Genomic DNA, 22,417 nt, shown 5'->3' on the forward strand with positions numbered 1-22,417 from the left:
GTCAGAGGCGGAAAAAAGTCTCGCGGTAGTGGCGCAATTCCTCAATAGAATCGCGGATATCGTCGAGCGCCAAATGGCTGCTGTGTTTTTTTACTCCATCCAAAACCTCTGGGCGCCAGCGACGAGCCAATTCCTTCACCGAGCTGACATCCAGATTGCGGTAGTGGAAATAGGATTCCAACTCCGGCATATATTTCACCAGGAAGCGGCGATCCTGGCCGATAGAGTTGCCACACATGGGAGATGCTCCCTCAGGGACCCACTGTCGCAAGAACTCCAGGGTCTCCCTCTCCGCGCCCCTTTCGGAAATACTGGATTCTTTGACCCGAGCTACCAGCCCGGAACCACCGTGCTGTTCGGTATTCCATTCATCCATTGCATCTAGCAAGGCATCGCTCTGGTGGATGACCATTGAGGGACCCTCGGCGAGAATCTCCAGGCGTGAATCCGTCACGATTGTGGCAATTTCAATAATGCGCTCTTTGTCCGGATTTAGGCCTGTCATCTCCAGGTCAATCCAGATCAGGTTGTTCTGATCCACAACGGGTCTCCTCAAACTTTCCGCGCAAGTTACCGCAACTACCCTGCAATAGCTATAATCCGCCGCTAGTCTCCAGGTGCTAGTGCATGAGTAAACGCAAATTAAATCGCCGCCAACAGTGGCGTATCAACAAAATCCAGCAGGAACGTGAAGCCCGCGCCCGCAAGCGTGAGCAATCTGCCGAAGAGGCCCTGGAAGAGGGGCAACTGGAGCAGGAACAGATCGGCCTGGTTATCGCCAACTATGGCACACAGGTTTTAGTGGAGAGCGAGAGTGATCCGAGCCTGCGCCAGCGCTGCCATTTGCGCGCCAATATCGAAACCCTGGTGACCGGCGATCGCGTTGCCTGGCACCCTGCCAGCGAAGACAGCGATGGGGGCATTGGTGTTATCGGCGCGCGCCTGCCGCGCAATTCCGAGCTGCAAAGACCCGATCGCTACGGCGACCTGAAAACTGTTGCAGCCAATATCGATCGCATATTGATCGTTATCGCCCCTTACCCCGAACCTTTTGCCAATGCCATAGACCGCTACCTGGTAGCCGCAGAGACCACCGGCATAGCACCCATGCTGCTGCTCAATAAAACCGACCTGATCGATGAACGCAATCGCGATTCATTGGAGGAGCTACTCGCCCCCTACCCGGAGCTCGGCTACCCGGTTTTACGGTTATCCACCAAAACTGGCGAGGGCCTGCCGGAACTGCTGGAAACCCTTGCGCAGGGATGTAGCGTTTTTGTAGGGCAGTCCGGGGTGGGCAAGTCATCCCTGGTCAACGCACTGCTTCCCAGTGCGGGCGCCCGCACCGGTGCTCTGTCAGAGGCCACCCAAAAGGGGACTCACACCACCACTGCGGCAGAACTGTTTCACCTGCCCAGCGGGGGTGATCTGATAGACTCCCCCGGGATTCGCGAATTTGGACTCTGGCATATGGAGGAGGCCGCCCTATTGGAAGGTTTTGTCGAATTCCGACCATTTATAGGACACTGCCGCTTTCGCGACTGCCGCCACCAGGGCGAACCCGGTTGCGCTATCCAGGAGGCACTGACCGATGGAAAAATTAGCGAGCGCCGTATGAATAGTTTTCTGCATTTGCGCAACAGCCTGGAATCGGAGAACAAGTTTTGAAACTGATCATCGAAGCTGAAGAGCTCGCGACTCAGCTTGAGCGCGAAGAACTGCTTATTGTAGACCTCAGCTCACCCCACAATTACCTCAACGGCCATATTCCAGGGGCTGTTCACTTGCCGTTCCAGGCGCTGATGGCTGGCACCGCACCCGCACCGGGCAAACTTCCCGGTATCGAACAGCTGACCCAGATTTTTCAAGCTATCGGCTTGAAGCCGGAACAACATGTGGTCGCCTGTGACGACGAAGGCGGCGGTTGGGCTGGGCGCTTTTTGTGGACCTTGGAAATGATAGGCCACCGCAATTACAGCTACTTGAATGGTGGCATGTTGGCCTGGCGAAGCGCCGGCCTTCCTCTCACTACCGAGGCACCGGATATCAAGCCGAGTGATATTCAAGTCACCGTCAACAGCACAGCTGCGATGGACGCCCAGCAAATCCAGGATCAACTGGGCAATGATGAATTCCTTGTTTGGGATGCTCGCTCACCCCAGGAATATCGCGGTGAGCGGGTCCTGGCCATGAAGGGCGGTCATATCCCTGGAGCAATCAATTGCGAGTGGACCCAATTGATGGATCCGCAAAAAGACTTGCGTATTCGTGCGGATGCCCGCGAATTCCTCGCTGCACTGGGAATTGATAGCTCACACAAGATTGTCACCCACTGCCAGAGCCATCACCGCTCCGCTTTTACCTGGTTAGTGGGCAAGTCCCTGGGATTGGATATTCGCGCTTATCCAGGCTCCTGGAGTGAGTGGGGCAATTTGCCCAATACTCCGGTACAGCAGTAGATACATTGAGAAAAGACGTAGATTTATGAACCCTAAACTTTTTGCCGCCCTGCAATACCTAACGCCGCAACATGCACTCTCCCGCGCTGCCGGCTGGTTGGCGAATACAGAGCTCAAGTGGATCAAAGATCCTTTCACCCGCTGGTTTGTTGAGAAGTACGGCGTGGATATGCAGGAGGCCAAAGAGAGCGACTGTACTGCCTACCGCACCTTCAATGAATTCTTTACCCGCGAGCTGGTAGACGGAGCCCGCCCCATTATCGAAGGGCAACACACCCTCGCCAGCCCTGCCGACGGCGCCATCAGCCAGCTGGGCCAGATCCATAACGGCCGTATTTTCCAGGCTAAAGGTCACGACTACAGCCTGGTTGAACTGGTGGGCGGTGATCCCAAGGTAGCGGCGCAATTTAATGACGGGCACTTCGCCACTGTGTATCTGTCACCTAAGGATTATCACCGTGTGCATATGCCCATGGCCGGCACCCTGCGCAGCATGACCTATGTGCCCGGACAACTCTTCTCTGTAAATACGGTAACGGCAGAAAACGTTCCGCGCCTGTTCGCGCGCAACGAGCGTCTGGTCTGCGTATTCGATACGGAAGCCGGCCCTATGGCAATGATCCTGGTGGGTGCAATGATTGTCGCCGGTATCGAAACCGTATGGGCCGGACAAGTCGCTCCTATCCAGCGCAAAGTCATCAACACAGATTATCTGGAAAAGGCACCTGTCCACCTGGAGAAAGGTGAGGAGATGGGACGCTTTAAGCTGGGCTCTACCGTCATCATGCTATTTGGCGCAGACCAGGTGAGCTGGCTCGACCAGCTGGAAGCCGAGTCGCCCGTGCGCATGGGTGAGCATTTCGGTAATTTACTATCCGGCAAGGACTGATATTAATAAGGAGAGGCGGCAGTTTTAACAGCCGCCTCTGAAAAAGGGGGCTTATTTTGTCAGGCGCGTCAGCAGCTGCCCCAGTCGACCACCGCGGAATAAATAATTGTCGCGAATATTCGCCGCATCCACCTGGGGGTAAGCTCCGGGTTCTATATCCCTGAGGATACTGACCTTTTCCTCGACGCTCATCTTGCCACGCTCGATAAGCTTCTGTTCTCGATCCTCAACTTCAGCTAAGTCACACAGGCGAGGCTTGCTGAGCGTCTGTTTTTGCCCATCGAGAACGATCATTACCTTTGGTCGCAAGCGCCTGTCGTAGGTCTGTTCCACGACCACGCCGACTTCTCCGGTGGACAACTCTACCTGAGTACCCGTGGGATAGAGGCCAATAGCCTGAATAAACTCCACTACCAACTGTTCCTGGTAGGCAATACCCCGCAGGTCATATAACTTGGCAACTGCCCGGGATGGCGCTACCGGCTCACTGGAACCTCTTGGGTTAGTGGCTTCATCATAGAAAGTCACTATTCCGCACATGCGCGCCAACACTGAAATCCTGTCACCGCGCAAGCCCTCAGGGTAACCACTACCATCATGGCGCTCGCAGTGGGCACTAATGACTTCGATAACCTTGGGATCTATTTGTGGGTCTGCCGACAGCATCTTGACGCTGTGCTGCACAAACTTTCGATACTCCAATTCACTGCGCGGGTCGCGCTGCTTCATCTGCAGCACTTCCCCGTCGATAGCCAGCTTGCCTACATCCTTCAGCAGAGTAGCCACCCCGAGCTTTAGTAAATCACTGCGTGAAAGACCGATATGGCGGCCGAATAGCACCGCCCAAATACTGGCACGTACCGAGTGACTGTAGGTGTGCTCATCCTTATCTCGCACACGAGCCAGCCAGGCAAACGCATCGGGACTGCGCAGCACACTTTCTACTAAATCCTCAACGACCTGATTAACCTGCTGCACCGGTATGGGCCTGTTGTTGGAGACAAGCCCCATTACCTCATTCATACCATAGAGGATCTGGCCGTGAAGCTTACGCGCGTTACTGGCTTCTCGCTGCGCCGGCTGCGGAGGGGGGTATTTTTTATGGGAAACAGTGACAGGCTTACAAGGGATAGTGACCGCTGTGCGGCCAGAAGAACGACCCCTTGCGGAAATGTCGCTGCCTCCGAGCAATCGACGCAGGGTAACACCGGCACTACCGACAGTTTTGTGGACATCGACATAAACAAACCGGCAGTATTTCTGTAGCTGGCGGATTTCTTCCAAATCGCGGATATAAAAACCCTGCAGCGCAAATGGGGTTCGTGTCCAAGGCCGGTCGAGCTTGGAGACGAACATGCCGCGCTGTAAATCACCGACAGAAATTTTTGCTTGTTCGATTGCCACTGGGGAAGGTGCCGACAACTGTAGTTAACGCTAAAACGCTGCCCTGAAAGACCCCGTGGCGTAAGATCCTCGGTCCTCTGGGCAAGCTCACCTTTATATCATGGAGAGATATTAAGGTTCACCCGCCCAAAGTGAGACTGTATTCACAGACTCAGAGATCAGTGGCTAGTTTAGGCGTGATATTGGGCTGACAGCTCTACCACAGCTTCAATCATGGCTCCGGCATGTTTGGGATCTACCTTCGGGGTAATTCCGTGACCTAAATTGAAAACGTGGCCACTACCTTGACCAAAAGACTTCAAAACAGCCGCCACTTCTGTGCGAATTCGTTCGGGACTCGCATAGAGAACAGCAGGGTCCAAGTTGCCTTGCAGAGCCACCTTGTCTCCCACTCGGGCGCGGGCGCTGCCAATGTCTGTAGTCCAATCCAAGCCCAGGGCGTCAGCGCCAGTATCAGCCATTGCTTCCAACCACTGACCGCCTCCCTTAGTGAACAGGATGGCCGGCACTCGACGACCGTCGACTTCTTTAATCAGCCCCTGGAGAATTCTCTGCATATATTTCAGGGAGAATTCACGGTAAGCACTGTGGCTGAGTGCCCCGCCCCAGGTATCAAAGATCTGTACGGCCTGGGCACCAGCGCGAATCTGGGCGTTCAGGTAATCGGTAACAGAGTCGGCCAGCACCGTGAGTAACTGGTGCATCAGCTCAGGGCGGTTGTAGAGCATTTCCTTACAGCGGGCAAAATCCTTGCTGGAGCCACCTTCAACCATATAAGTCGCCAACGTCCAGGGGCTGCCGGAGAAGCCGATAAGTGGCACGCGACCATTCAACTCGCGGCGAATGGTGGACACCGCATTCATCACATAGTCCAAATCCTTTTCGCTGTTCACCACTTCCAGGGCTTCGATATCGGCCGCCGTTCGCAGGGGCTTGTGGAACTTGGGGCCCTCTCCTTCAGAGAAATAGAGACCCAGGCCCATGGCATCGGGAATAGTCAGAATGTCGGAAAACAGAATAGCGGCATCCAGCGGGTAGCGCTCCAGGGGTTGCAGCGTTACCTCACAGGCCAGCTCAGTATTGCGGCACAGATCCATAAAGCTGCCGGCTTCGGCGCGGCTGGCTCGATATTCCGGCAGGTAGCGCCCCGCCTGTCGCATCATCCATACAGGCGTTCGATCCACTGGCTGGCGCAGAAGGGCGCGAAGAAAGCGGTCGTTTTTCAATTCGGACGGTTTGGTATCAGACATAGGCACACCGAGCGGGCTAAAAAAACGGGCATTGTACAGGGGCTTGGCCGCTATACACAGGGTGGCAAAGATATTGCGAGGTGCCTATTGGGACTGGCACAAATGTGCACGGAATAATTGGGCAGTGAGGGACCGTGCCCCCACTGCAAATCAGAAACGATTAAATATCCAGGTAATCGAGGATACCTTCACCGGCCTGGCGCCCTTCCCAGATAGCGGTCACTACCAGGTCGGAGCCGCGCACCATATCACCGCCGGCAAACACCTTCTCATTGGAGGTCTGGAATTTGTATTTTTGTTTTTCTGGAGCGACGACACCACCCCAGTCGGCAACTTCAATATTGTGCTGCGGAAACCACTCTGCCGGGCTGGGACGGAAGCCAAAGGCCACCAGAACAATATCCGCCGGGATAATTTCTTCAGAACCGGGCACCACCTGAGGGCGACGGCGGCCGTTTTCATCGGGCTCACCGAGCTCCGTAGTGACCACTTTAACCCCGGCCACCTTGCCATCTCCAACGATCTCAACCGGCTGGCGATTGAACAGGAACTGTACGCCCTCTTCCTTGGCATTGGCCACTTCCCGACGTGAGCCGGGCATATTTTCCTCATCGCGGCGGTAGGCACAGGTTACGCTCTTAGCGCCCAATCGAATCGAGCTGCGGTTACAGTCCATGGCGGTATCACCACCACCGAGAACCACCACGCGCTTGCCCTCAACCGAAACAAATTCGGAAGCATCGCGCTCCCAGCCCATATTGCGATTTACGTTGGCAATCAGGAATGGCAAAGCATCGTGAACACCGGGCAGATCTTCACCGGGGAAGCCGCCCCTCATGTAGTTGTAAGTGCCCATCCCCATAAAGACAGCATCGTAGTCATTGAGCAGCTGCTCAAAACTGATATCCTTACCCACCTCAGTATTGAGACAGAACTCAACGCCCATCTCAGTAAACACTTCCCGGCGCTGCTGCATTACCGACTTCTCCAGCTTGAACTCGGGAATACCAAAGGTAATCAGGCCACCAATTTCCGGGTGCTTGTCGAACACCACCGGCTGCACGCCATTGCGTACCAAAATATCAGCGCAGCCCAGCCCCGCCGGGCCGGCACCAATCACCGCTACTCGTTTACCCGTTTTCTCAACATGGCTTAAGTCCGGGCGCCAACCCAGGGCGAAGGCTGTATCAGTAATGTACTTTTCCGCATTGCCGATGGTGACCGCACCAAAGCCATCATTGAGGGTACAGGCGCCCTCACAGAGGCGGTCCTGGGGGCACACCCGGCCACAGACTTCCGGCAGAGTATTGGTTTCGTGGCAGAGTTCGGCTGCCTCAATAACATTGCCTTCGCTGATCAGCTTCAACCAGTTGGGAATGTAGTTGTGTACCGGGCACTTCCATTCGCAATAGGGGTTGCCACAATCCAGACAGCGGTGTGCCTGGCTGGCCACCTGTCGCTCACTGAAAGGCTCATAAATTTCAACAAACTCGCCGGTGCGGGTGATGATGTCCTTCTTCGGCGGATCGATGCGACTTACGTCGATAAACTGGAAGTCGTTGTTCAGTCTGTCTTTCATACTGTTTCTCCACCCCGCCTTTATTCGCCGCGCTTGCGCACGTCGGAAAGAAGATCTGCAAGGCTCGCCGCCTTTGGTTTAACCAGCCAGAAACGGCTCAAGTAATCATCGAAGTTATCCAACAACTCGGCGCCCCAGGCGCTCTGGGTCTCCGCCGCATACTCCTCGATAACTTCGCGCAGGTGACTCTGGTGTGGCTCGAGAATTTCGCTGCTGATTCGGCGCAGCTCGATCAACTCATGGTTGCAGCGATCAAAGAAATCCCGCTCCATATCCAGGACATAGGCAAAGCCACCGGTCATACCGGCGCCGAAGTTAAATCCGGTGCGCCCGAGAACCGCGACCATACCCCCGGTCATATATTCACAGCAGTGATCTCCCGCCCCTTCCACGACCGCAAAGGCACCGGAGTTGCGCACGGCGAAGCGCTCACCGGCACAGCCCGCCGCAAATAACTTGCCGCCCGTGGCACCGTAGAGACAGGTATTGCCGACAATACTCGTTTCCTGGGAGGCGAATGAGCTGCCTTGCGGCGGTCGTATAACCAGCTTGCCGCCAGCCATACCTTTGCCCACATAGTCGTTGGCATCGCCATCCAGATACATATCCAAACCACCGGCATTCCACACACCGAATGACTGGCCGGCGACCCCTTTGAGGCGCAGTTTCACCGGAGCTTCAACCATACCCTGGTTACCGTAGCGCTTGGCGATCTCACCAGACAGGCGCGCACCTAAGGATCGGTCACAGTTGGTCACGTCGTAGCTGAACTCGCCACCTTTAAAGCCTTCGATGGTAGGCAGGATATCCGCCACCATCCGCTCCGCCAGTTCGCCCTTATCCCACGGATCATTGGTCGCGGACTGACAGGTTTGCGGCTTGCTTTCCAACAGCTCATCCGTATGCAACAGAGGCGCGAGATCCAGCTTCTTCTGTTTGTCAGTTTCGCCATCCAGTACGCGCAGCAAATCCACACGCCCCACCAACTCTTCCAGGCTGCGTACCCCGAGCTTGGCCATCCACTCGCGGGTCTCCTCGGCGACAAAACGGAAGAAGTTCATCGCCATTTCTGCGGTGCCGATATAGTGCTCGTCACGCAGGTCCTTCTTCTGGGTGGCGATACCGGTGGCACAGTTATTCAAGTGACAGATCCGCAGATACTTACAGCCGATCGCCACCATGGGTGCCGTACCAAAGCCGAAGCTCTCAGCGCCGAGAATTGCCGCCTTGATCACATCGAGGCCGGTTTTCAGGCCGCCATCGGTTTGTACCCGAACCTTGCCGCGCAAATCATTGGCACGCAGGGTCTGGTGGGTTTCCGCCAATCCCAGCTCCCAGGGCGACCCGGCATAGCGAATCGAGGTGATTGGGCTGGCTGCTGTGCCGCCGTCGTAGCCGGAGATGGTGATCAAATCCGCATAGGCTTTGGCAACACCCGCAGCAATGGTGCCAACCCCGGGCCGCGATACCAGTTTTACCGAGACCAAGGCATCGGGATTGACCTGTTTGAGGTCGTAGATCAGCTGCGCCAAGTCTTCGATGGAATAGATATCGTGATGCGGCGGCGGGGAAATCAGGGTCACACCGGGCACCGAATAGCGCAGCCGCGCGATCAATTCGTTGACCTTGCCACCGGGCAGCTGACCGCCTTCACCGGGCTTGGCGCCCTGGGCTACCTTAATTTGCAATACCTCGGCATTTACCAGGTAGTGCGGTGTTACGCCAAAACGACCGGAGGCAATTTGCTTAATCTTGGAGACTTTATCAGTGCCAAAACGGGCTGGATCTTCACCGCCCTCGCCACTGTTTGAACGCCCACCCAGGCGATTCATCGCTTGGGCCAGGGATTCATGGGCTTCGGGGGACAGGGCCCCCAGTGACATGGCCGCCGTATCAAAGCGACGCAAAATCTGCTCTGCCGGCTCCACGTCTTCCAGAGCTACCGGTTCGATGTTCTCCTTGAAGTCCAGCATATCCCGCAATGTCGCCATCGGGCGCTGGTTAACCAGCTCCGCATAGTCCCGCCACGCGGCATAGTCACCGGTGCTGGCAGCGCGCCGCAGGGTAGTCACCACATCCGGGTTAAAAGCGTGATACTCCTGGCCGTAAACAAACTTGTGCAAACCGCCGGGGGAAACCGGTTTGCGGGCTTTCCAGGCAATATCGGCACGGGCCGCCATATCGGCTTGCAGCTCGGGGAAGCCGGCACCTTCGATGCGAGTGGGTGCTCCGGGGAAACACAGATCCACCACATCCCTGGAAATGCCCACCAGCTCGAACAGCAGTGCGCCGCGATAAGAGGCAACGGTGGAAATGCCCATCTTGGACAGGATCTTTAACAGGCCCTTGATAATGCCGTTACGGTAATTTTTCTGCGCCTCAGCGGCATCCAGCAGCAATTCACCGGTATCGATCAGGTGATTGATAATGCTGTAGGAAAAATACGGGTGTACTGCGGTGGCACCGACGCCGACCAAACAGGCCAACTGATGCGCATCGCGGGCGCTGGCGGTATCCACCACAACATTGGAATCACAGCGCAAGCCCGCATGTACCAGGTGGTGGTGCACCGCGCCTGTCGCCAGCAGTGCATCGATGGGCAGGTGCCCCTCGCGAATATCGCGATCGGACAGCACCACAATCACAGCCCCCGCCCTCACTGAAGCCTCAACTTTGGCGCAGAGCTGTTCAATCGCCGATTTGAGATCCTGTTCAGCGGGGTCGTAGTTCAGATCGAAGATCTCCGCTTCGAAGCCCGGGCGATCAAGGGATAACAGTGCCGTGTACTTCATATGGGAAAGTACTGGCGAAGACAGGATTACCCGGTCCGCGTGCTCGGGGGTTTCCTCAAATACTGATTTCTCTCGACCCAGGCAGGTCTCCAGAGACATCACCACGGTTTCCCGCAGGGGGTCAATTGGCGGGTTGGTTACCTGGGCAAACTGCTGGCGGAAGTAGTCGTAGAGCGAGCGGTTGTAACGGGACAAAACCGCCATCGGCGTATCATCGCCCATTGAACCGACCGCTTCCTGGCCCGCCTCAGCCATGGGCCGGACGACTTTATCGCGCTCTTCCAGGGAGGAGCTGAACAGCTTTTGGTAAACCTTGAATTGCTGGTGGGAGAAGTTGTTGTCCACCGGCGCGGTAACCAGAGTAGAACGGATACGGCGTGCTTTATCCTTGAGCCAACGCTTATAGGGCTGTGCCCGCTTGAGCATATTATCGATGTCAGCGGTGTGGTAGAGCTTGCCCTCTTGGGTGTCTACCGACAGCATCTGCCCCGGTCCGAGGCGGCCCTTAGCTACAACATCTTCAGGGGCATAGTCGTACACGCCCACTTCGGAGGCCACAGTGATCAGGTCATCCTTGGTAATCACCCAGCGCGAGGGACGCAAGCCGTTGCGGTCCAGGGTACACACTGCGTAGCGGCCGTCGGTCATCACCAATCCAGCCGGCCCATCCCAGGGCTCCATATGCATGGAGATATATTCGTAAAAGGCGCGCAGGTCCGCATCCATTCCTTCAACATTTTGCCAGGCCGGCGGCACTAGCATACGCACGGCCCGGTGCAGCTCCATGCCGCCCGCCAGCAGCATCTCCAGCATATTGTCCAGGCTCGAGGAGTCGGAGCCCTCGCGGTTTACCAGGGGCACCAGCTCATTCAGCTCTGGAATCAGGTCAGTGGCAAATTTACTGGTGCGAGCAACAGACCAGTTGCGGTTGCCAGTAATTGTGTTGATCTCACCATTGTGCGCCAGCAGGCGGAATGGCTGGGCCAGGGGCCAGCGGGGCATGGTGTTGGTAGAGAAGCGCTGGTGGAAAACACAGATCGCGGTTTCCAGGCGCGGGTCGGCCAGTTCTGGGAAAAACTTGGGCAGATCAGCCGGAATCATCAGGCCTTTGTAGGAGAGAACACTGGTTGAAAGGCTGGCGATATAGACTTCGCTACTTAAGCGCAACTCGGCTTTGCGACGGGCCACATAGAGACGGGCATTGAATTTCGCCTCGCCGAGGGGCTCGTCTGCATTGTTGATCAGCAACTGCTCAAAGTGTGGCAGGCAATCCCGGGCAATAGGGCCCAGGCATTCCGGGTTGGTCGGTACGGTGCGCCAGCCGACGGTCTTTAGGCCCTGAGCTTGCAACTCAGTTTCGAGAATTTTGCGGGCTTTATCGGCCTCGGCGTGATCTAGTGGGAGCATGATTGATCCCACTGCGTAGGTTGCTGTCAGCTCAGCACCAAACAGGGTCTTGGCTTCTGCGCGGAGGAAAGCATCCGGCTTTTGCAGCAAAAGACCGCAACCATCACCGGTTTTACCATCGGCGGCAATACCACCCCGGTGGGTCATGCAAGTGAGGGATTCAATGGCCGTCTGCACTAACTTGTGACTTGCCACACCGTGCAAATGAGCGATCAGACCAAAACCGCAGTTGTCCTTAAACTCATCCAACTGATACAGACTGCTACCCATAGAATTCCTCGTCGCTATCGATTGGGGGACCACTGGCGCTTAAAAAAAGAAGTGCCTGTTATGGGCGAATGTCACTTTAAGCTTCGCGCTACGCTCTCCTGCGGTCCCTTGGAAAAAGATCCCGAGATAAAAAAAGCCCTCTGCTGGGGCTTTTTTTGTTGTTATTGGCGGTTTTTTGCCCCGCCTTTCCTTTCGGGGGGGCGCAATATTACTTGTCCAACACTACATTTTCAACTTTTAGCAGTGTATTAGTCTGTCAAATCAAACAAAACCAAACTTATCTTCTATCAACTAACCTTTCTGGTACTCAGTCCTATTATTTAGACAATAAGAGCAGGGTTATCACTCGGCACCACAGTTTTTCAGTGCATTTATAATCATTTTTCTGGGGGTATCATCGACAATAATTGCTTCTCCCAGTGCCTTTAGCAGCACCAAACGCAATTTTCCGTCCAACACCTTCTTATCCACCTGCATTACTTGGAGGAATTCATCGGTTGTCATGCCCTGCGGTGCCTGCTGCGGCAAATCAGCCGCCTCTAGCATCGCTCGCAACCGTTCCACCAGCTCTGCATCGATATCTCCGCGCAACCTGGATAACTCCAACGCCATAACCATTCCGGCGGCAACGGCCTCACCATGTAACCAACTGCCATACCCCTGCACTGCCTCAATAGCGTGGCCGAAGGTATGGCCAAGATTCAGTATCGCCCTACGACCACTCTCGCACTCATCACTGGCAACAACATTCGCCTTGTCGGCGCAGCAGCGCTCAATAGCGTAAGCCAGTGCTGCGGGCTCCCTCGTTAATAACTTTTGTAAATTCTCTTCGATCCATTCGAAGAATGGGCTGTCACAGATCAATCCGTATTTAATGACCTCGGCGAGGCCTGCGGAAAATTCACGTGCAGGCAATGTGGCAAGGGTACCGGTATCCGCAAGGACAAGGCGGGGCTGGTGGAAGGCGCCAATCATATTTTTACCAAGGGGATGGTTAACGCCGGTCTTTCCCCCAACAGAGGAGTCAACCAAAGACAGCAGGGTAGTCGGTACCTGGATAAAGTTAACCCCGCGCTGATAACAGGCTGCAGCAAAACCGCACATATCTCCAACGACACCACCGCCCAACGCGATTAGTGTCGTAGAGCGGTTGTGACGCTTTTCCAGCAGCACATCAAAAATTCGATTCACTGTGTCGAGTGATTTGAAAGCTTCACCATCGGGAAGCTCGACAACATCCACTTTATCGAGCCCTTTTAGCCCTTCCAATAATGTCGCCAAATAAAGAGGAGCAATAGTTTCATTGGTAACAATGCAAACTTGCCGGCCTTTAATGTAAGGGAGGATGTATTGCGGGTCACCGAGCAAACCTGAACCAATAATTATCGGATAACTACGCTCGCCGAGTTCTACGTTAAGGCTTTGCATACTGCTCTCAATCCCCTAGTGCTTATCTCAACAGAAGTGAGACGCACTTTAGCACAGACGCTTGGGACTAATCGGACAGCAGGCTGCCTAAGTGTTCTGCGACCAGGAGGGATGCTTGTTTGGGGGAGAGGTCATTGGTGTCGCAAATAATATCTGCAACCTCACGATACAGAGGCTCGCGTTCCTGCAAAATTTCCGCAATACGCTGACGGGGGTTGGGTACACGAAGCAACGGGCGATTGGTATTCTTTGAAGTGCGCTCCAGAAGCTGATCGATATTGGCCTGCAAATAAACTACATGGCCATATTTTTGTAGCTGGCGTCGATTCTCCTCGAGCAAAACTATTCCGCCACCGGTACCAATAACCTGGCACTCACCCTGGCAGAGCTCTTCCAATATTTCAGTCTCACGACGGCGAAATCCCGCTTCGCCTTCCACATCAAAAATCCAGGGAATATCCGCACCAGTGCGCTCTTCGAGCACTTTGTCGGTATCGGCAAAAGGCAGCTGCAATTGCGCTGCCAACAACCTGCCGATCGTAGACTTGCCGGCCCCCATGGGGCCGACCAGGAAAATAGAGCGGGTGATCACTTAGAGTAGAAAGCCTCATCTTCAAGAATACGCGGTGTGATAAACATCAGGATCTCACGTTTATCATCCGTGCGTATAGTCTGCTTAAACAAGTTACCGATATAAGGAATATCACCCAGCAAGGGAACTTTGGTTTCACCCTCAAGTGTAGTGCTTTCAAACACGCCGCCTAGAACAATTGTCTCACCGTTACGGACCAGAACCTTAGTTTCCAGCGTATTCACATTGATAGATGGGACTTGGCCACCTCCTACGGTGACATATTCACCAATGCTATTCTGCTCAATATTTAGAGACATAATAATATTATTATCTGGGGTGATCTGAGGTGTAACATTAAGTTCCAGCACAGCCTCACGGAATGAAATAGCAGCAGCACCAGAAGACGTCGTCTCTAAATAGGGAATCTCAATACCTGACTGAATGGTAGCTTCCTGCTTATCACCCGTAACAACCTTTGGTTGAGAAACGATTTCTGCTACCCCCACATCCTCAAGTGCAGACAGCTCAAGGCTCAGGTAAAAATCATCCTTTAAAATAGCGTAGGCCAGACTACCCGCGGGGTTACTTACCCCAAGATCAACCAAAAGCGGATCAAAATCGCCAGTTAGATCACCGAGGGCAGCGCCATCATCAAGTGACAAGCCTCCTGAACCGATACCTGCGGTGCTGTCATTTATCTCGGTACCATCAACGAAATCCCATTGGACACCTAGCTCACGCTGGAAGTCACTGTTAGCGGTAACAATTCGCGCCTCGATCATTACTTGGCGAATTGGGATATCAATAACTTCTATCAGCGCACGGAATTGGGCAATTTTGTCTTCTGTATCAGTGAGAATAATTGTGTTAGTTCGCTCATCAACGATGGCACTTCCACGGGCAGAGAGCATGCTCAGCTGCTGGTTGTCACTGCTACTACTGCCTCCCGCAAGGCCATCTGCCCCTCCCTGCCCAGAGAATAGGTTAAAAATCTCCCCCGCATCCGCATAGCGAACACTGATAAATTCTGTACGCAAGGGAGCCAATTCCTCCAACTGCTTACGAGTTTCAAGCTCCTGGCGTTCCCTCTCAGCGATCTCAGCTGCTGGTGCAACCATAATTACGCTGCCTTCCTGGCGCTTATCGAGCCCTTTCGCCTTTAGAATAAGAGCCAGAGCCTGATCCCATGGTACACCATCAAGGCGTAATGTTATTCGACCTTGCACAGTATCGCTTGCGACTAAATTAAGATCAGTAAAGTCGGCAATAACCTGCAGAACTGAGCGAACCTCAATGTCCTGAAAGTTAAGAGAAAGCTTCTTCCCGTTGAATACAAACTCTTTTTCTTTCTCACTAATTTCTTGTGCTGATAAGGGCTTAACACTGAGCACATACTCGGTATCTGCCTGATAGGCCAAGTAATCATATTCGACATCATTAGGATCTACGGCAATAACCGTATTACGCCCATCATAATCCACAGTAATATTACTTACCGGAGTGGCGAAATCTGTGACATCCAGTTTTTGCCGTAGAGCCTCAGGCAATTCAGCTCCTAGGAAAGTTAAAAATATTTTACCGTTGGTGCGCTCAACATCGATATTTACTCCTGGGTCAGTAAGGCTGACTATGACCTTACCCTCACCTTCATCCCCTCGGCGAAAATCTACATTACTTACTGCGATATTATTGGAAGTCCGAAATTCCTTATCCCCTCCCAGGTTTGAGCCACCATCGTGCTCAACAGTACTTAGCGCTGGGGAGGCACTATCAGAAGACTCTGAGCCTATTTCCATCACCAACTGATTGCCCTGCCGCTCACTGGAATATACTGGAAGCTGATCAAGATTTACGATAAGGCGAGTGCGATTTTCACTGGAAACAATCACTGCACTTCTGGCTGCGCCAAAACCTAACGAATATTTCTTCTGAGGCAAGGCACTTTCCACACCAGCAAAATCCAAAACAATCCGGGCCGGCTGCTCTATTGTGTAACCAGTAGGCTCAGGAGGTACATCGCTGAAAGTTAGACGCAGCTGTACACGACTGCCAGGCAGCTCTGCAAACTGTATATCATTCAGTTGATTTACCTGAGCGCTGGAGTTTACAGGAAATAGCAATAGGCCAAGTAACAGCAACTGAACCCGAGCTATTAAAAAGGCGAACCGTTTATTGTTCATTATCCGTTGTCTCTCTCTTCCAACGCCAGTGCCCGTGGTCGTTCAATCCAACCACCGGAGCCATCCGGTACAATTTCAAGAATATCTAGCTGAGTACCTGTTGCATTCACAACACGACCATGATTTTTACCAAGGTAATTACCCACAGTAATCCGGTGAATGCCACCGGAACCATCGTTAATAAGAGCCCAAATCTGGCCATCGCGAGATAAGCTACCGACCATTGACAAGAGATCAATACTAATCCTCTCTAACACCTCTCTCTGCCTAGCCAGGTCTGGAGCAATATCTAATCTTCGACCAACAACTCGCTGCTCAGACTCTAATACTGGGCGTGTAAAAGGACTTCGTCTTGCCGCAGCGCTATAGACGTAAGGGCTATAAGGCGTAAAAGTGGGGATAGGCTCTATTTGCCCTTTTGGCTCACGCTCAACTGCAGCCATTCTTTCACGTAGATCACTGTGATCATTATTAAAACTGCAGCCTGAAAGGATCGAAAGGGCAAGCAGTATAAGCAGGTACTTAATCATCCCTCTTCACTCTGATCCTTATATCGATAGGTTTTTGCATTAATGATCATATTCAACAACCCTCCATCCCCACGCTCAGTAGAAATCTCAAAGTCATGAAGGGTTACAATCCTGGGCATACCTGCAATAGCACTGATGAAAGCACCAAACTCATGGTAGCTTCCCTGAATCTCTATTCGAATAGGCAATTCTACATAAAACTCGCCTATCCGCTCTTGCTCCAAGTCAACCTTATTTATAGTCAGGCCGCTTCCTCGACCATACTCATCAATATCCTCAAGCAAACCCGGTACTTCTGTGTCTTTTGGCAACTGCTTTAACAAAGCACCAAAAGTTTCTTCCATCTCAACCAGCTGGGTTCTATAAGCGTCTAGGTTGGCAGCTTCAAACTGTTTTCTTTCAAATTGAGTAAAAAGCTCTTTCTCTTGATTTACTGCTAAATCAAACTTCTTATAAATGTCTTTAATTAAAATATAGTAGCCAGCACCAATTATCAGGGCTGCACCAAGTACAAGAACAGCAATCCGCCCCGATAAAGGCCAAACGCCTATTCGAGATAACTCGATATCATTTATATCAAGTTCATTAAGCTGTTTTATAGTATCTGCCAGTGCCATGACCGAAATCCTTTACTATTTTGCGCTATCTTCATCATCGTCTTGCTTGCGCCCACTGACCTTCACTGTAAGCTGGAATTCACTCGCTTGCTCGCCGAATTGTGGAGTTGCGGTTACACCAGTTAGATTGGGGGCCTCATACCAATCCGACTGGTCCAGATTTCGCATGAAAGAGGAAACTCGGTTATTTGATTCAGCCACACCTGATAGGTCCAACCGATCACCTTCCCTATTCATCCCATTTAGCCACAACCCCTCAGGAGTTGCCTGTACAATTTCATCAAAATAACGTACAGCCAGTGGCCGGTTACCCTGCAATTCTTGAATTACCCGCATTCGATCAATTAATTCTTGGCGACGCTTTTTTAGATCGTTGATTTCTTTTACCTGAATATTTAGCGCATTAATCCTAGTCTGAAGGATCTGGTTTTTTTCTTTTTGACTAACAACCTGTTGATCAACCGTTTTCATCCAGAAGAATACTGCTAACGCAGCAGCAATAAACACCAATAGAGCCAACTGCTGGAATTCTTTTTGCTTTTGTGCCCGGTACTCCTGACGCCAGGGGAGAAGGTTAATTTTTGCCATCTCAGTAGTCCTTCTCCCTCATAGCCAAACCAGTGGCAATCATCAGCGATGGAGCCTCACTCGCAAGAGCTTGCTGATTAACCCTTGAGGAGATGCTCATTCGCAAAAATGGATTAGCAATCAAAGTAGGCCTACCCAATTTTTCAGCAATCAAATCACCAACTCCCTCCATCGCTGCAACACCACCACCGAGCAGGATAAAATCTACATCGCTATAAGATGTGGAGGAGTAAAAGAACTGTAAAGAACGAGTTACCTGTTGCACAACAGCATCACGGAAGGGTTCCAACACCTCAGCAAAGTAGTCATCCGGTAATCCACTCCCTCCCTGACGCTTCGCTAAAGCAGCTTCCTCTGCTGAGAGACCATAGCGGCGTTGAATCTCATCAGTAAGCTGGCGCCCACCAAAAAGCTGCTCACGGGTATACACAGTTTTACCATCCACAAGAACAGACAGAGCGCTCATCGTTGCTCCAATATCAATAACAGCAACGACCAACTGCTCTTGCGGGGGGAGCTGATCCTCCAGCAGAGTATAAGTTCGCTCGATGGCGTACGCTTCTACATCAACGACACCGGGCTCAAGGTCCGCCTCACCTAGTGCAGAAATCCGCTGCTCAATATTCTCCGTTCGGCAGGCTGCAAGCAGGACTTCCACTTGCCCATCCCCTTTTTCAGAAGGCCCCTGCACCTCAAAGTCCAGGCTGACTTCTTCAAGCGGATAGGGAATATACTGGTCAGCCTCGATTGCGATTTGGGCTTCCAATGCCTCGTCAGTAAGGTCCGCTGGCATTTCGAGCGTCTTGGTGATCACCGCTGATCCAGACACGGCAACGGCAGCTTCCCGCAGGCGGGTTTTGGAGCGTCGCACAACTTTGCGGATAGCCTCAGCCGTCGCCCCCACATCGTTGATATTCTTATCAACTACGGCATTGGGTGGGAGAGGTTCCACGGCGTAACTTTCGACACGATATTTGTCGCCGTTGCGACTTAGCTCCAGCAACTTGACCGCAGTAGAGCTAATATCGAGTCCCAACATGGCCTTGGGGCCTTTGCTCAGAAAAGGGAAAATTCCCATTTTTTCTTATCTTTTCCGTGGGTTATGAGGGTTTGATGTTATAGCACTTTAAATTAACGCTTCAACCTGCATTTGCATAGGTAATAGCGCACAATATTCGTATAATTATTCACCTAATCACTTTGATGAAGTACACAGAAGCAGTTTCATGACCGTAAAAGCCCGCAATCGTCTGCTCGCACTGCTTTGGCTCGGCCTTGCCGGTGTGGCCGCTACAGCAATGGCCCTAGCCAGTATCTACCTCTACCTCAAACCGGGGTTGCCCTCAGTGGAGAGCCTCCGCGATATCCGCTTACAGACCCCTCTTAGGGTCTACTCACGGGATATGAAACTGATCGGTGAGTTCGGTGAAAAGCGGCGCAACCCTATCACGATCGAGCAAACGCCAGAACCCTTTATCAAAGCGATACTTGCCGCTGAGGATGCCAGCTTTTACTCCCACAATGGTGTCTCCATCAAAGGTTTGATGCGGGCCGCCTCGCAGCTGATTAAGACCGGTTCTATCCAGTCTGGTGGTAGTACACTGACAATGCAGGTGGCGCGCAACTTCTTTCTCAGCCGAGAACAGCGTTTTGTGCGCAAGTTCAATGAAATTTTGCTATCACTGCAAATTGAGCAAGAGCTGACCAAGGACGAGATCCTCGCCCTATACATCAATAAGATCTTCCTCGGAAACCGCGCCTACGGTTTCCAGGCTGCAGCTCAGGTCTATTACGGCAAAGATATCAAGGATCTGAATCTGGCCCAGTGGGCTATGATGGCGGGACTCCCCAAAGCGCCATCAACCTTCAACCCTCTCGCGAACCCCTCCCGAGCCCTGGTACGCCGCAACTGGATCCTGATGCGGATGCTCGACCTTGGCTATATCAACCAGGATCAATATAACCAGTCTATTACTGCGCCGGTAACAGCCAGCTATCACAGCCGCGATCTCGACCTGGATGCACCCTATATCGCCGAGATGGCACGGAAGGAGGCAGTAGACCTCTTTGGCGACAACGCTTATACCGACGGCTACCAGGTCATAACAACGGTAGACAGTCGCCTGCAGGAGTCGGCTCGCAATGCGCTTCAGCACGGTCTGGAAACCTATGATGCGCGCCACGGCTATCGCGGCCCAGAACAGCGTCTTGCACCGGAATTGCTGCAAGATAGCGACCAACTTATCGATTTACTCAACGAGATTCCGATTCTCGGCGGTTTGGAACCCGGCGTTGTCACCGCAGTAGAACCCAAGAAACTTCAGGTTCAACTGAGAGATCGGCGCGTAATTGAATTGCCTTGGAGCAATGGACTCAGTTCTATCAGGCCCTATATTTCTGAGAGCGCCCGGGGCGCACGCCTTCAGTCCGCTGAAAAAATGTTTGCTCCCGGAGATGTTATTCGATTACGCAAGGTCGTTAAGGAAAAGAAAGAGAGCAACTCCAGTAGCGAGATGATCGCCACCGCTGTAGATGAGCCCCTTCAGGCCGATCCGTTTGCGGATCCCGAGAGCGGTGATACCAAGCCTGCCGAACCCCAGGTGACTGAAGAGTGGGTTCTAGCCCAGGTCCCGGAAGCACAGGGCGCCCTGGTATCTATTGAGCCCGAAGATGGGGCTATCCGCGCCCTTGTCGGTGGTTACGACTTCCGCCAGAGCCATTTCAATCGGGCCACTCAGGCCGCCCGGCAACCCGGCTCCAGTTTCAAGCCCTTTATTTACGCCTCGGCGATCGAGCGCGGATATACAGCGGCCAGCATTATCAATGATGCCCCGATTATCTTTGAGGAAACCAACCTGCAAGATGTATGGCGGCCTGAAAATGACGGGGGGACCTTCCTCGGCCCAACCCGCCTGCGTATGGCGTTGTACAAGTCCCGCAATATGGTCTCAATCCGGTTGCTGCAATCCCTAGGACTGGACTACGCCCTGGGCTTTGTCGAAGGCTTTGGGTTTGAGCGCAGCAAGCTCGCCCGCAACCTGACCATTGCTCTGGGTAGCTCCGCTCTCACGCCCCTGGAGATGGTGCGCGGCTATGCCGCCTTCGCCAATGGTGGCTACCGAGTGGAGCCCTACCTGGTTGACCGGGTATTGGATGTTAATGGCGAAGTCCTGTATCAGGCACTGCCTCTCACTGTATGCGATAACTGTCCTGAGCCGGGCACAGGCTCTGAAACTCTGTCCGCTGAACCCGTCGATCTCGCGGAATTACAGCTGGAAGGACAAGGGGTCGATCAAGGTGAAGAGCCAGCGGAACTACACGTACTGCCCGTTGGCCCCCTCGACCCGAGCAAGAGCCAAGCGCGTCCTCGCGCTCCGCGAGCCATGTCCGCAGAGACGGCATACATAATGGATTCGATGCTTAAAGATGTTATCAAAAAGGGCACCGGGCGCCGCGCTCTGGCGATGAAACGCGGTGATATTGCCGGAAAGACCGGTACCACCAATGGTCCACGGGATGCGTGGTTCTCAGGTTACAGCCCCTACCTGGCTACCAGTGCCTGGGTTGGCTTCGATTCCTATGGCGAACTGGGTAAAAATGAATACGGTGGCTCGGCCGCTCTACCTATCTGGATCGATTTTATGAGCAGTGCCCTCGAAGGTCTTCCCGAGCGCCACCTGGCTCAACCAGATGGCATAGTTACGGTACGCATCAACCCTCAAAATGGCTTGCGCACCTCTTACGGGGGCATGTTTGAGATATTCAGGACCAACCGGGTGCCCGGCCGCGAAGTGTATAACCCATATCGCAATCGCTACACCGATGAAGATATGGATATGCCCAGCCAGGATGGCCGGGAGGATTCTTTACCGGAAGAGCTGTTCTAAGCGAACAGCCCAATCAAAAAAGGGGCCTCAGGCCCCTTTTTTGGTGATACATCGCAAAACAACTCAGTCACTGCGATAGCGCAAGCAGGCCCGCTCTAATCCCTGCAGGTCGGGAATAACCGCCTCCTCACCAGAAAGGGCCACATGCATTAACTCTCCAGGGCTTAGCGGCTGCTCTCGCAGTGCCAACTCCTCAGGGGTAACCCGTACCAGGCGCGGAGTGCCGCGCAAGAGCAATGCAAAATACGGCAGCTCACCATCGGGATTTCCCGTACTCAGCACCGCAATACGCCCCTCTTCTGCAACTGCTCCCAAGGCACCACCACGCATCACTTCAAAAGATACCACCGGCAGGCGCTGTTCCCGCCAGATCAGATCTCCCAAATACCACTCGGGTACATCTTGAACTGCCATCGGCGTCTGCATTGCAACAACCTCTGAGAGGCTGTCCACCGGCACCAGCAGCTGCCCCTGCTCAAGGGGCAATAACAGGCTACTCACTTCCTGGGGGACATCTACCGGCAGCGCTTCAACTTCACTCATTGCCTATCTCTATATTATTC

17 protein-coding genes are annotated in these 22,417 nt (G+C 53.3%); 4 read left to right on the forward strand and 13 right to left on the reverse strand.

The annotated features are described in order from the left end of the window. Position 1: 1 nt before the first annotated feature. The gene (gene orn, locus ACJJIR_RS20360; protein WP_444906621.1) at positions 2 to 541 is read right to left on the reverse strand and encodes an oligoribonuclease; all 540 of its coding nucleotides are present in this window, start codon (positions 539 to 541) and stop codon (positions 2 to 4) included. An 86-nt stretch (positions 542 to 627) separates the two neighbouring features. On the opposite strand from orn, the gene rsgA reads away from it, so the two are divergent. Genes rsgA through asd form a run of 3 tightly spaced genes read left to right on the forward strand, consistent with a single transcriptional unit; the run spans position 628 to position 3,348 of the window. Continuing rightward, positions 628 to 1,668, forward strand: a complete 1,041-nt coding sequence (gene rsgA, locus ACJJIR_RS20365) for a small ribosomal subunit biogenesis GTPase RsgA (RefSeq protein ID WP_444906622.1) — start codon at positions 628 to 630, stop codon at positions 1,666 to 1,668. Further along, complete coding sequence (locus ACJJIR_RS20370) at positions 1,665 to 2,459, forward strand: sulfurtransferase (RefSeq protein ID WP_444906623.1); 795 nt, start codon at positions 1,665 to 1,667, stop codon at positions 2,457 to 2,459. The genes rsgA and ACJJIR_RS20370 overlap by 4 nt, the downstream gene beginning before the upstream one ends. 25 nt (positions 2,460 to 2,484) lie before the next feature. Beyond that, positions 2,485 to 3,348 (forward strand): archaetidylserine decarboxylase, encoded by an 864-nt coding sequence (gene asd, locus ACJJIR_RS20375; protein ID WP_444892592.1) that lies wholly within the window; start codon positions 2,485 to 2,487, stop codon positions 3,346 to 3,348. 51 nt (positions 3,349 to 3,399) lie between these two features. Here asd and ACJJIR_RS20380 read toward each other — a convergent pair whose 3' ends face one another. The 11 genes from ACJJIR_RS20380 to ACJJIR_RS20430 all read right to left on the reverse strand — a co-directional run bounded on the left by ACJJIR_RS20380 (position 3,400) and on the right by ACJJIR_RS20430 (position 19,045). Continuing rightward, positions 3,400 to 4,752, reverse strand: a complete 1,353-nt coding sequence (locus tag ACJJIR_RS20380) for a cyclic di-GMP phosphodiesterase (protein ID WP_444906624.1) — start codon at positions 4,750 to 4,752, stop codon at positions 3,400 to 3,402. Between the two features lie 170 nt (positions 4,753 to 4,922). Then, the gene (gene hemE / locus ACJJIR_RS20385; protein ID WP_108731435.1) at positions 4,923 to 6,002 is read right to left on the reverse strand and encodes a uroporphyrinogen decarboxylase; all 1,080 of its coding nucleotides are present in this window, start codon (positions 6,000 to 6,002) and stop codon (positions 4,923 to 4,925) included. A gap of 160 nt (positions 6,003 to 6,162) precedes the next feature. Then, positions 6,163 to 7,581, reverse strand: coding sequence for a glutamate synthase small subunit GltD family protein (locus ACJJIR_RS20390; protein ID WP_282930294.1), 1,419 nt, complete (start codon positions 7,579 to 7,581; stop codon positions 6,163 to 6,165). Positions 7,582 to 7,601: 20 nt separating this feature from the next. Continuing rightward, positions 7,602 to 12,050 carry a glutamate synthase large subunit gene (gltB, locus tag ACJJIR_RS20395; RefSeq protein WP_444906625.1) on the reverse strand — a complete coding sequence of 1,483 codons (4,449 nt, stop codon included), beginning with the start codon at positions 12,048 to 12,050 and terminating at the stop codon, positions 7,602 to 7,604. A 342-nt stretch (positions 12,051 to 12,392) separates the two neighbouring features. Beyond that, positions 12,393 to 13,478: a 3-dehydroquinate synthase gene (aroB, locus tag ACJJIR_RS20400; RefSeq protein WP_444906626.1), complete on the reverse strand. Its 1,086-nt coding sequence runs from the start codon at positions 13,476 to 13,478 to the stop codon at positions 12,393 to 12,395. A 67-nt stretch (positions 13,479 to 13,545) separates the two neighbouring features. Further along, positions 13,546 to 14,067 (reverse strand): shikimate kinase AroK, encoded by a 522-nt coding sequence (aroK, locus tag ACJJIR_RS20405; protein WP_413665828.1) that lies wholly within the window; start codon positions 14,065 to 14,067, stop codon positions 13,546 to 13,548. After that, entirely contained in the window at positions 14,067 to 16,232 is a 2,166-nt protein-coding gene (locus ACJJIR_RS20410) for a type IV pilus secretin PilQ (protein ID WP_444906627.1), read from the reverse strand. The genes aroK and ACJJIR_RS20410 overlap by 1 nt, the downstream gene beginning before the upstream one ends. Further along, on the reverse strand, positions 16,232 to 16,762 hold the full coding sequence (locus tag ACJJIR_RS20415) for a pilus assembly protein PilP (protein ID WP_444906628.1): 531 nt from the start codon (positions 16,760 to 16,762) through the stop codon (positions 16,232 to 16,234). The genes ACJJIR_RS20410 and ACJJIR_RS20415 overlap by 1 nt, the downstream gene beginning before the upstream one ends. Further along, positions 16,759 to 17,379: a type IV pilus inner membrane component PilO gene (locus ACJJIR_RS20420; RefSeq protein WP_444906629.1), complete on the reverse strand. Its 621-nt coding sequence runs from the start codon at positions 17,377 to 17,379 to the stop codon at positions 16,759 to 16,761. Before ACJJIR_RS20420 ends, ACJJIR_RS20415 begins: the two co-directional genes overlap by 4 nt. 15 nt (positions 17,380 to 17,394) lie before the next feature. Next, the gene (locus tag ACJJIR_RS20425) at positions 17,395 to 17,967 is read right to left on the reverse strand and encodes a PilN domain-containing protein (protein ID WP_444906630.1); all 573 of its coding nucleotides are present in this window, start codon (positions 17,965 to 17,967) and stop codon (positions 17,395 to 17,397) included. 1 nt (position 17,968) lies between these two features. Continuing rightward, positions 17,969 to 19,045: a pilus assembly protein PilM gene (locus ACJJIR_RS20430; protein WP_444906631.1), complete on the reverse strand. Its 1,077-nt coding sequence runs from the start codon at positions 19,043 to 19,045 to the stop codon at positions 17,969 to 17,971. 148 nt (positions 19,046 to 19,193) lie between these two features. Between ACJJIR_RS20430 and ACJJIR_RS20435 the strand changes: the two genes are divergently transcribed. Further along, complete coding sequence (locus tag ACJJIR_RS20435; RefSeq protein WP_444892583.1) at positions 19,194 to 21,854, forward strand: penicillin-binding protein 1A; 2,661 nt, start codon at positions 19,194 to 19,196, stop codon at positions 21,852 to 21,854. Between the two features lie 63 nt (positions 21,855 to 21,917). Here the strand turns inward: ACJJIR_RS20435 and ACJJIR_RS20440 are convergent, their stop codons facing one another. Next, on the reverse strand, positions 21,918 to 22,397 hold the full coding sequence (locus ACJJIR_RS20440; RefSeq protein WP_282930302.1) for a chemotaxis protein CheW: 480 nt from the start codon (positions 22,395 to 22,397) through the stop codon (positions 21,918 to 21,920). Between the last annotated feature and the right edge of the window lie 20 nt (positions 22,398 to 22,417).

This window comes from Microbulbifer maximicatervae (SeqCode) (assembly GCF_052467385.1).

Excerpts from the sequence above, each read along its gene's own strand:
- rsgA (WP_444906622.1), top strand. The coding sequence starts at position 628 with ATGAGTAAACGCAAATTAAATCGCCGCCAACAGTGGCGTATCAACAAA.
- asd (WP_444892592.1), top strand. The coding sequence starts at position 2,485 with ATGAACCCTAAACTTTTTGCCGCCCTGCAATACCTAACGCCGCAACAT.
- hemE (WP_108731435.1), bottom strand. The coding sequence starts at position 6,002 with ATGTCTGATACCAAACCGTCCGAATTGAAAAACGACCGCTTTCTTCGC.
- ACJJIR_RS20390 (WP_282930294.1), bottom strand. The coding sequence starts at position 7,581 with ATGAAAGACAGACTGAACAACGACTTCCAGTTTATCGACGTAAGTCGC.
- gltB (WP_444906625.1), bottom strand. The coding sequence starts at position 12,050 with ATGGGTAGCAGTCTGTATCAGTTGGATGAGTTTAAGGACAACTGCGGT.
- aroB (WP_444906626.1), bottom strand. The coding sequence starts at position 13,478 with ATGCAAAGCCTTAACGTAGAACTCGGCGAGCGTAGTTATCCGATAATT.
- ACJJIR_RS20410 (WP_444906627.1), bottom strand. The coding sequence starts at position 16,232 with ATGAACAATAAACGGTTCGCCTTTTTAATAGCTCGGGTTCAGTTGCTG.
- ACJJIR_RS20415 (WP_444906628.1), bottom strand. The coding sequence starts at position 16,762 with ATGATTAAGTACCTGCTTATACTGCTTGCCCTTTCGATCCTTTCAGGC.
- ACJJIR_RS20420 (WP_444906629.1), bottom strand. The coding sequence starts at position 17,379 with ATGGCACTGGCAGATACTATAAAACAGCTTAATGAACTTGATATAAAT.
- ACJJIR_RS20425 (WP_444906630.1), bottom strand. The coding sequence starts at position 17,967 with ATGGCAAAAATTAACCTTCTCCCCTGGCGTCAGGAGTACCGGGCACAA.
- ACJJIR_RS20430 (WP_444906631.1), bottom strand. The coding sequence starts at position 19,045 with ATGGGAATTTTCCCTTTTCTGAGCAAAGGCCCCAAGGCCATGTTGGGA.
- ACJJIR_RS20435 (WP_444892583.1), top strand. The coding sequence starts at position 19,194 with ATGACCGTAAAAGCCCGCAATCGTCTGCTCGCACTGCTTTGGCTCGGC.
- ACJJIR_RS20440 (WP_282930302.1), bottom strand. The coding sequence starts at position 22,397 with ATGAGTGAAGTTGAAGCGCTGCCGGTAGATGTCCCCCAGGAAGTGAGT.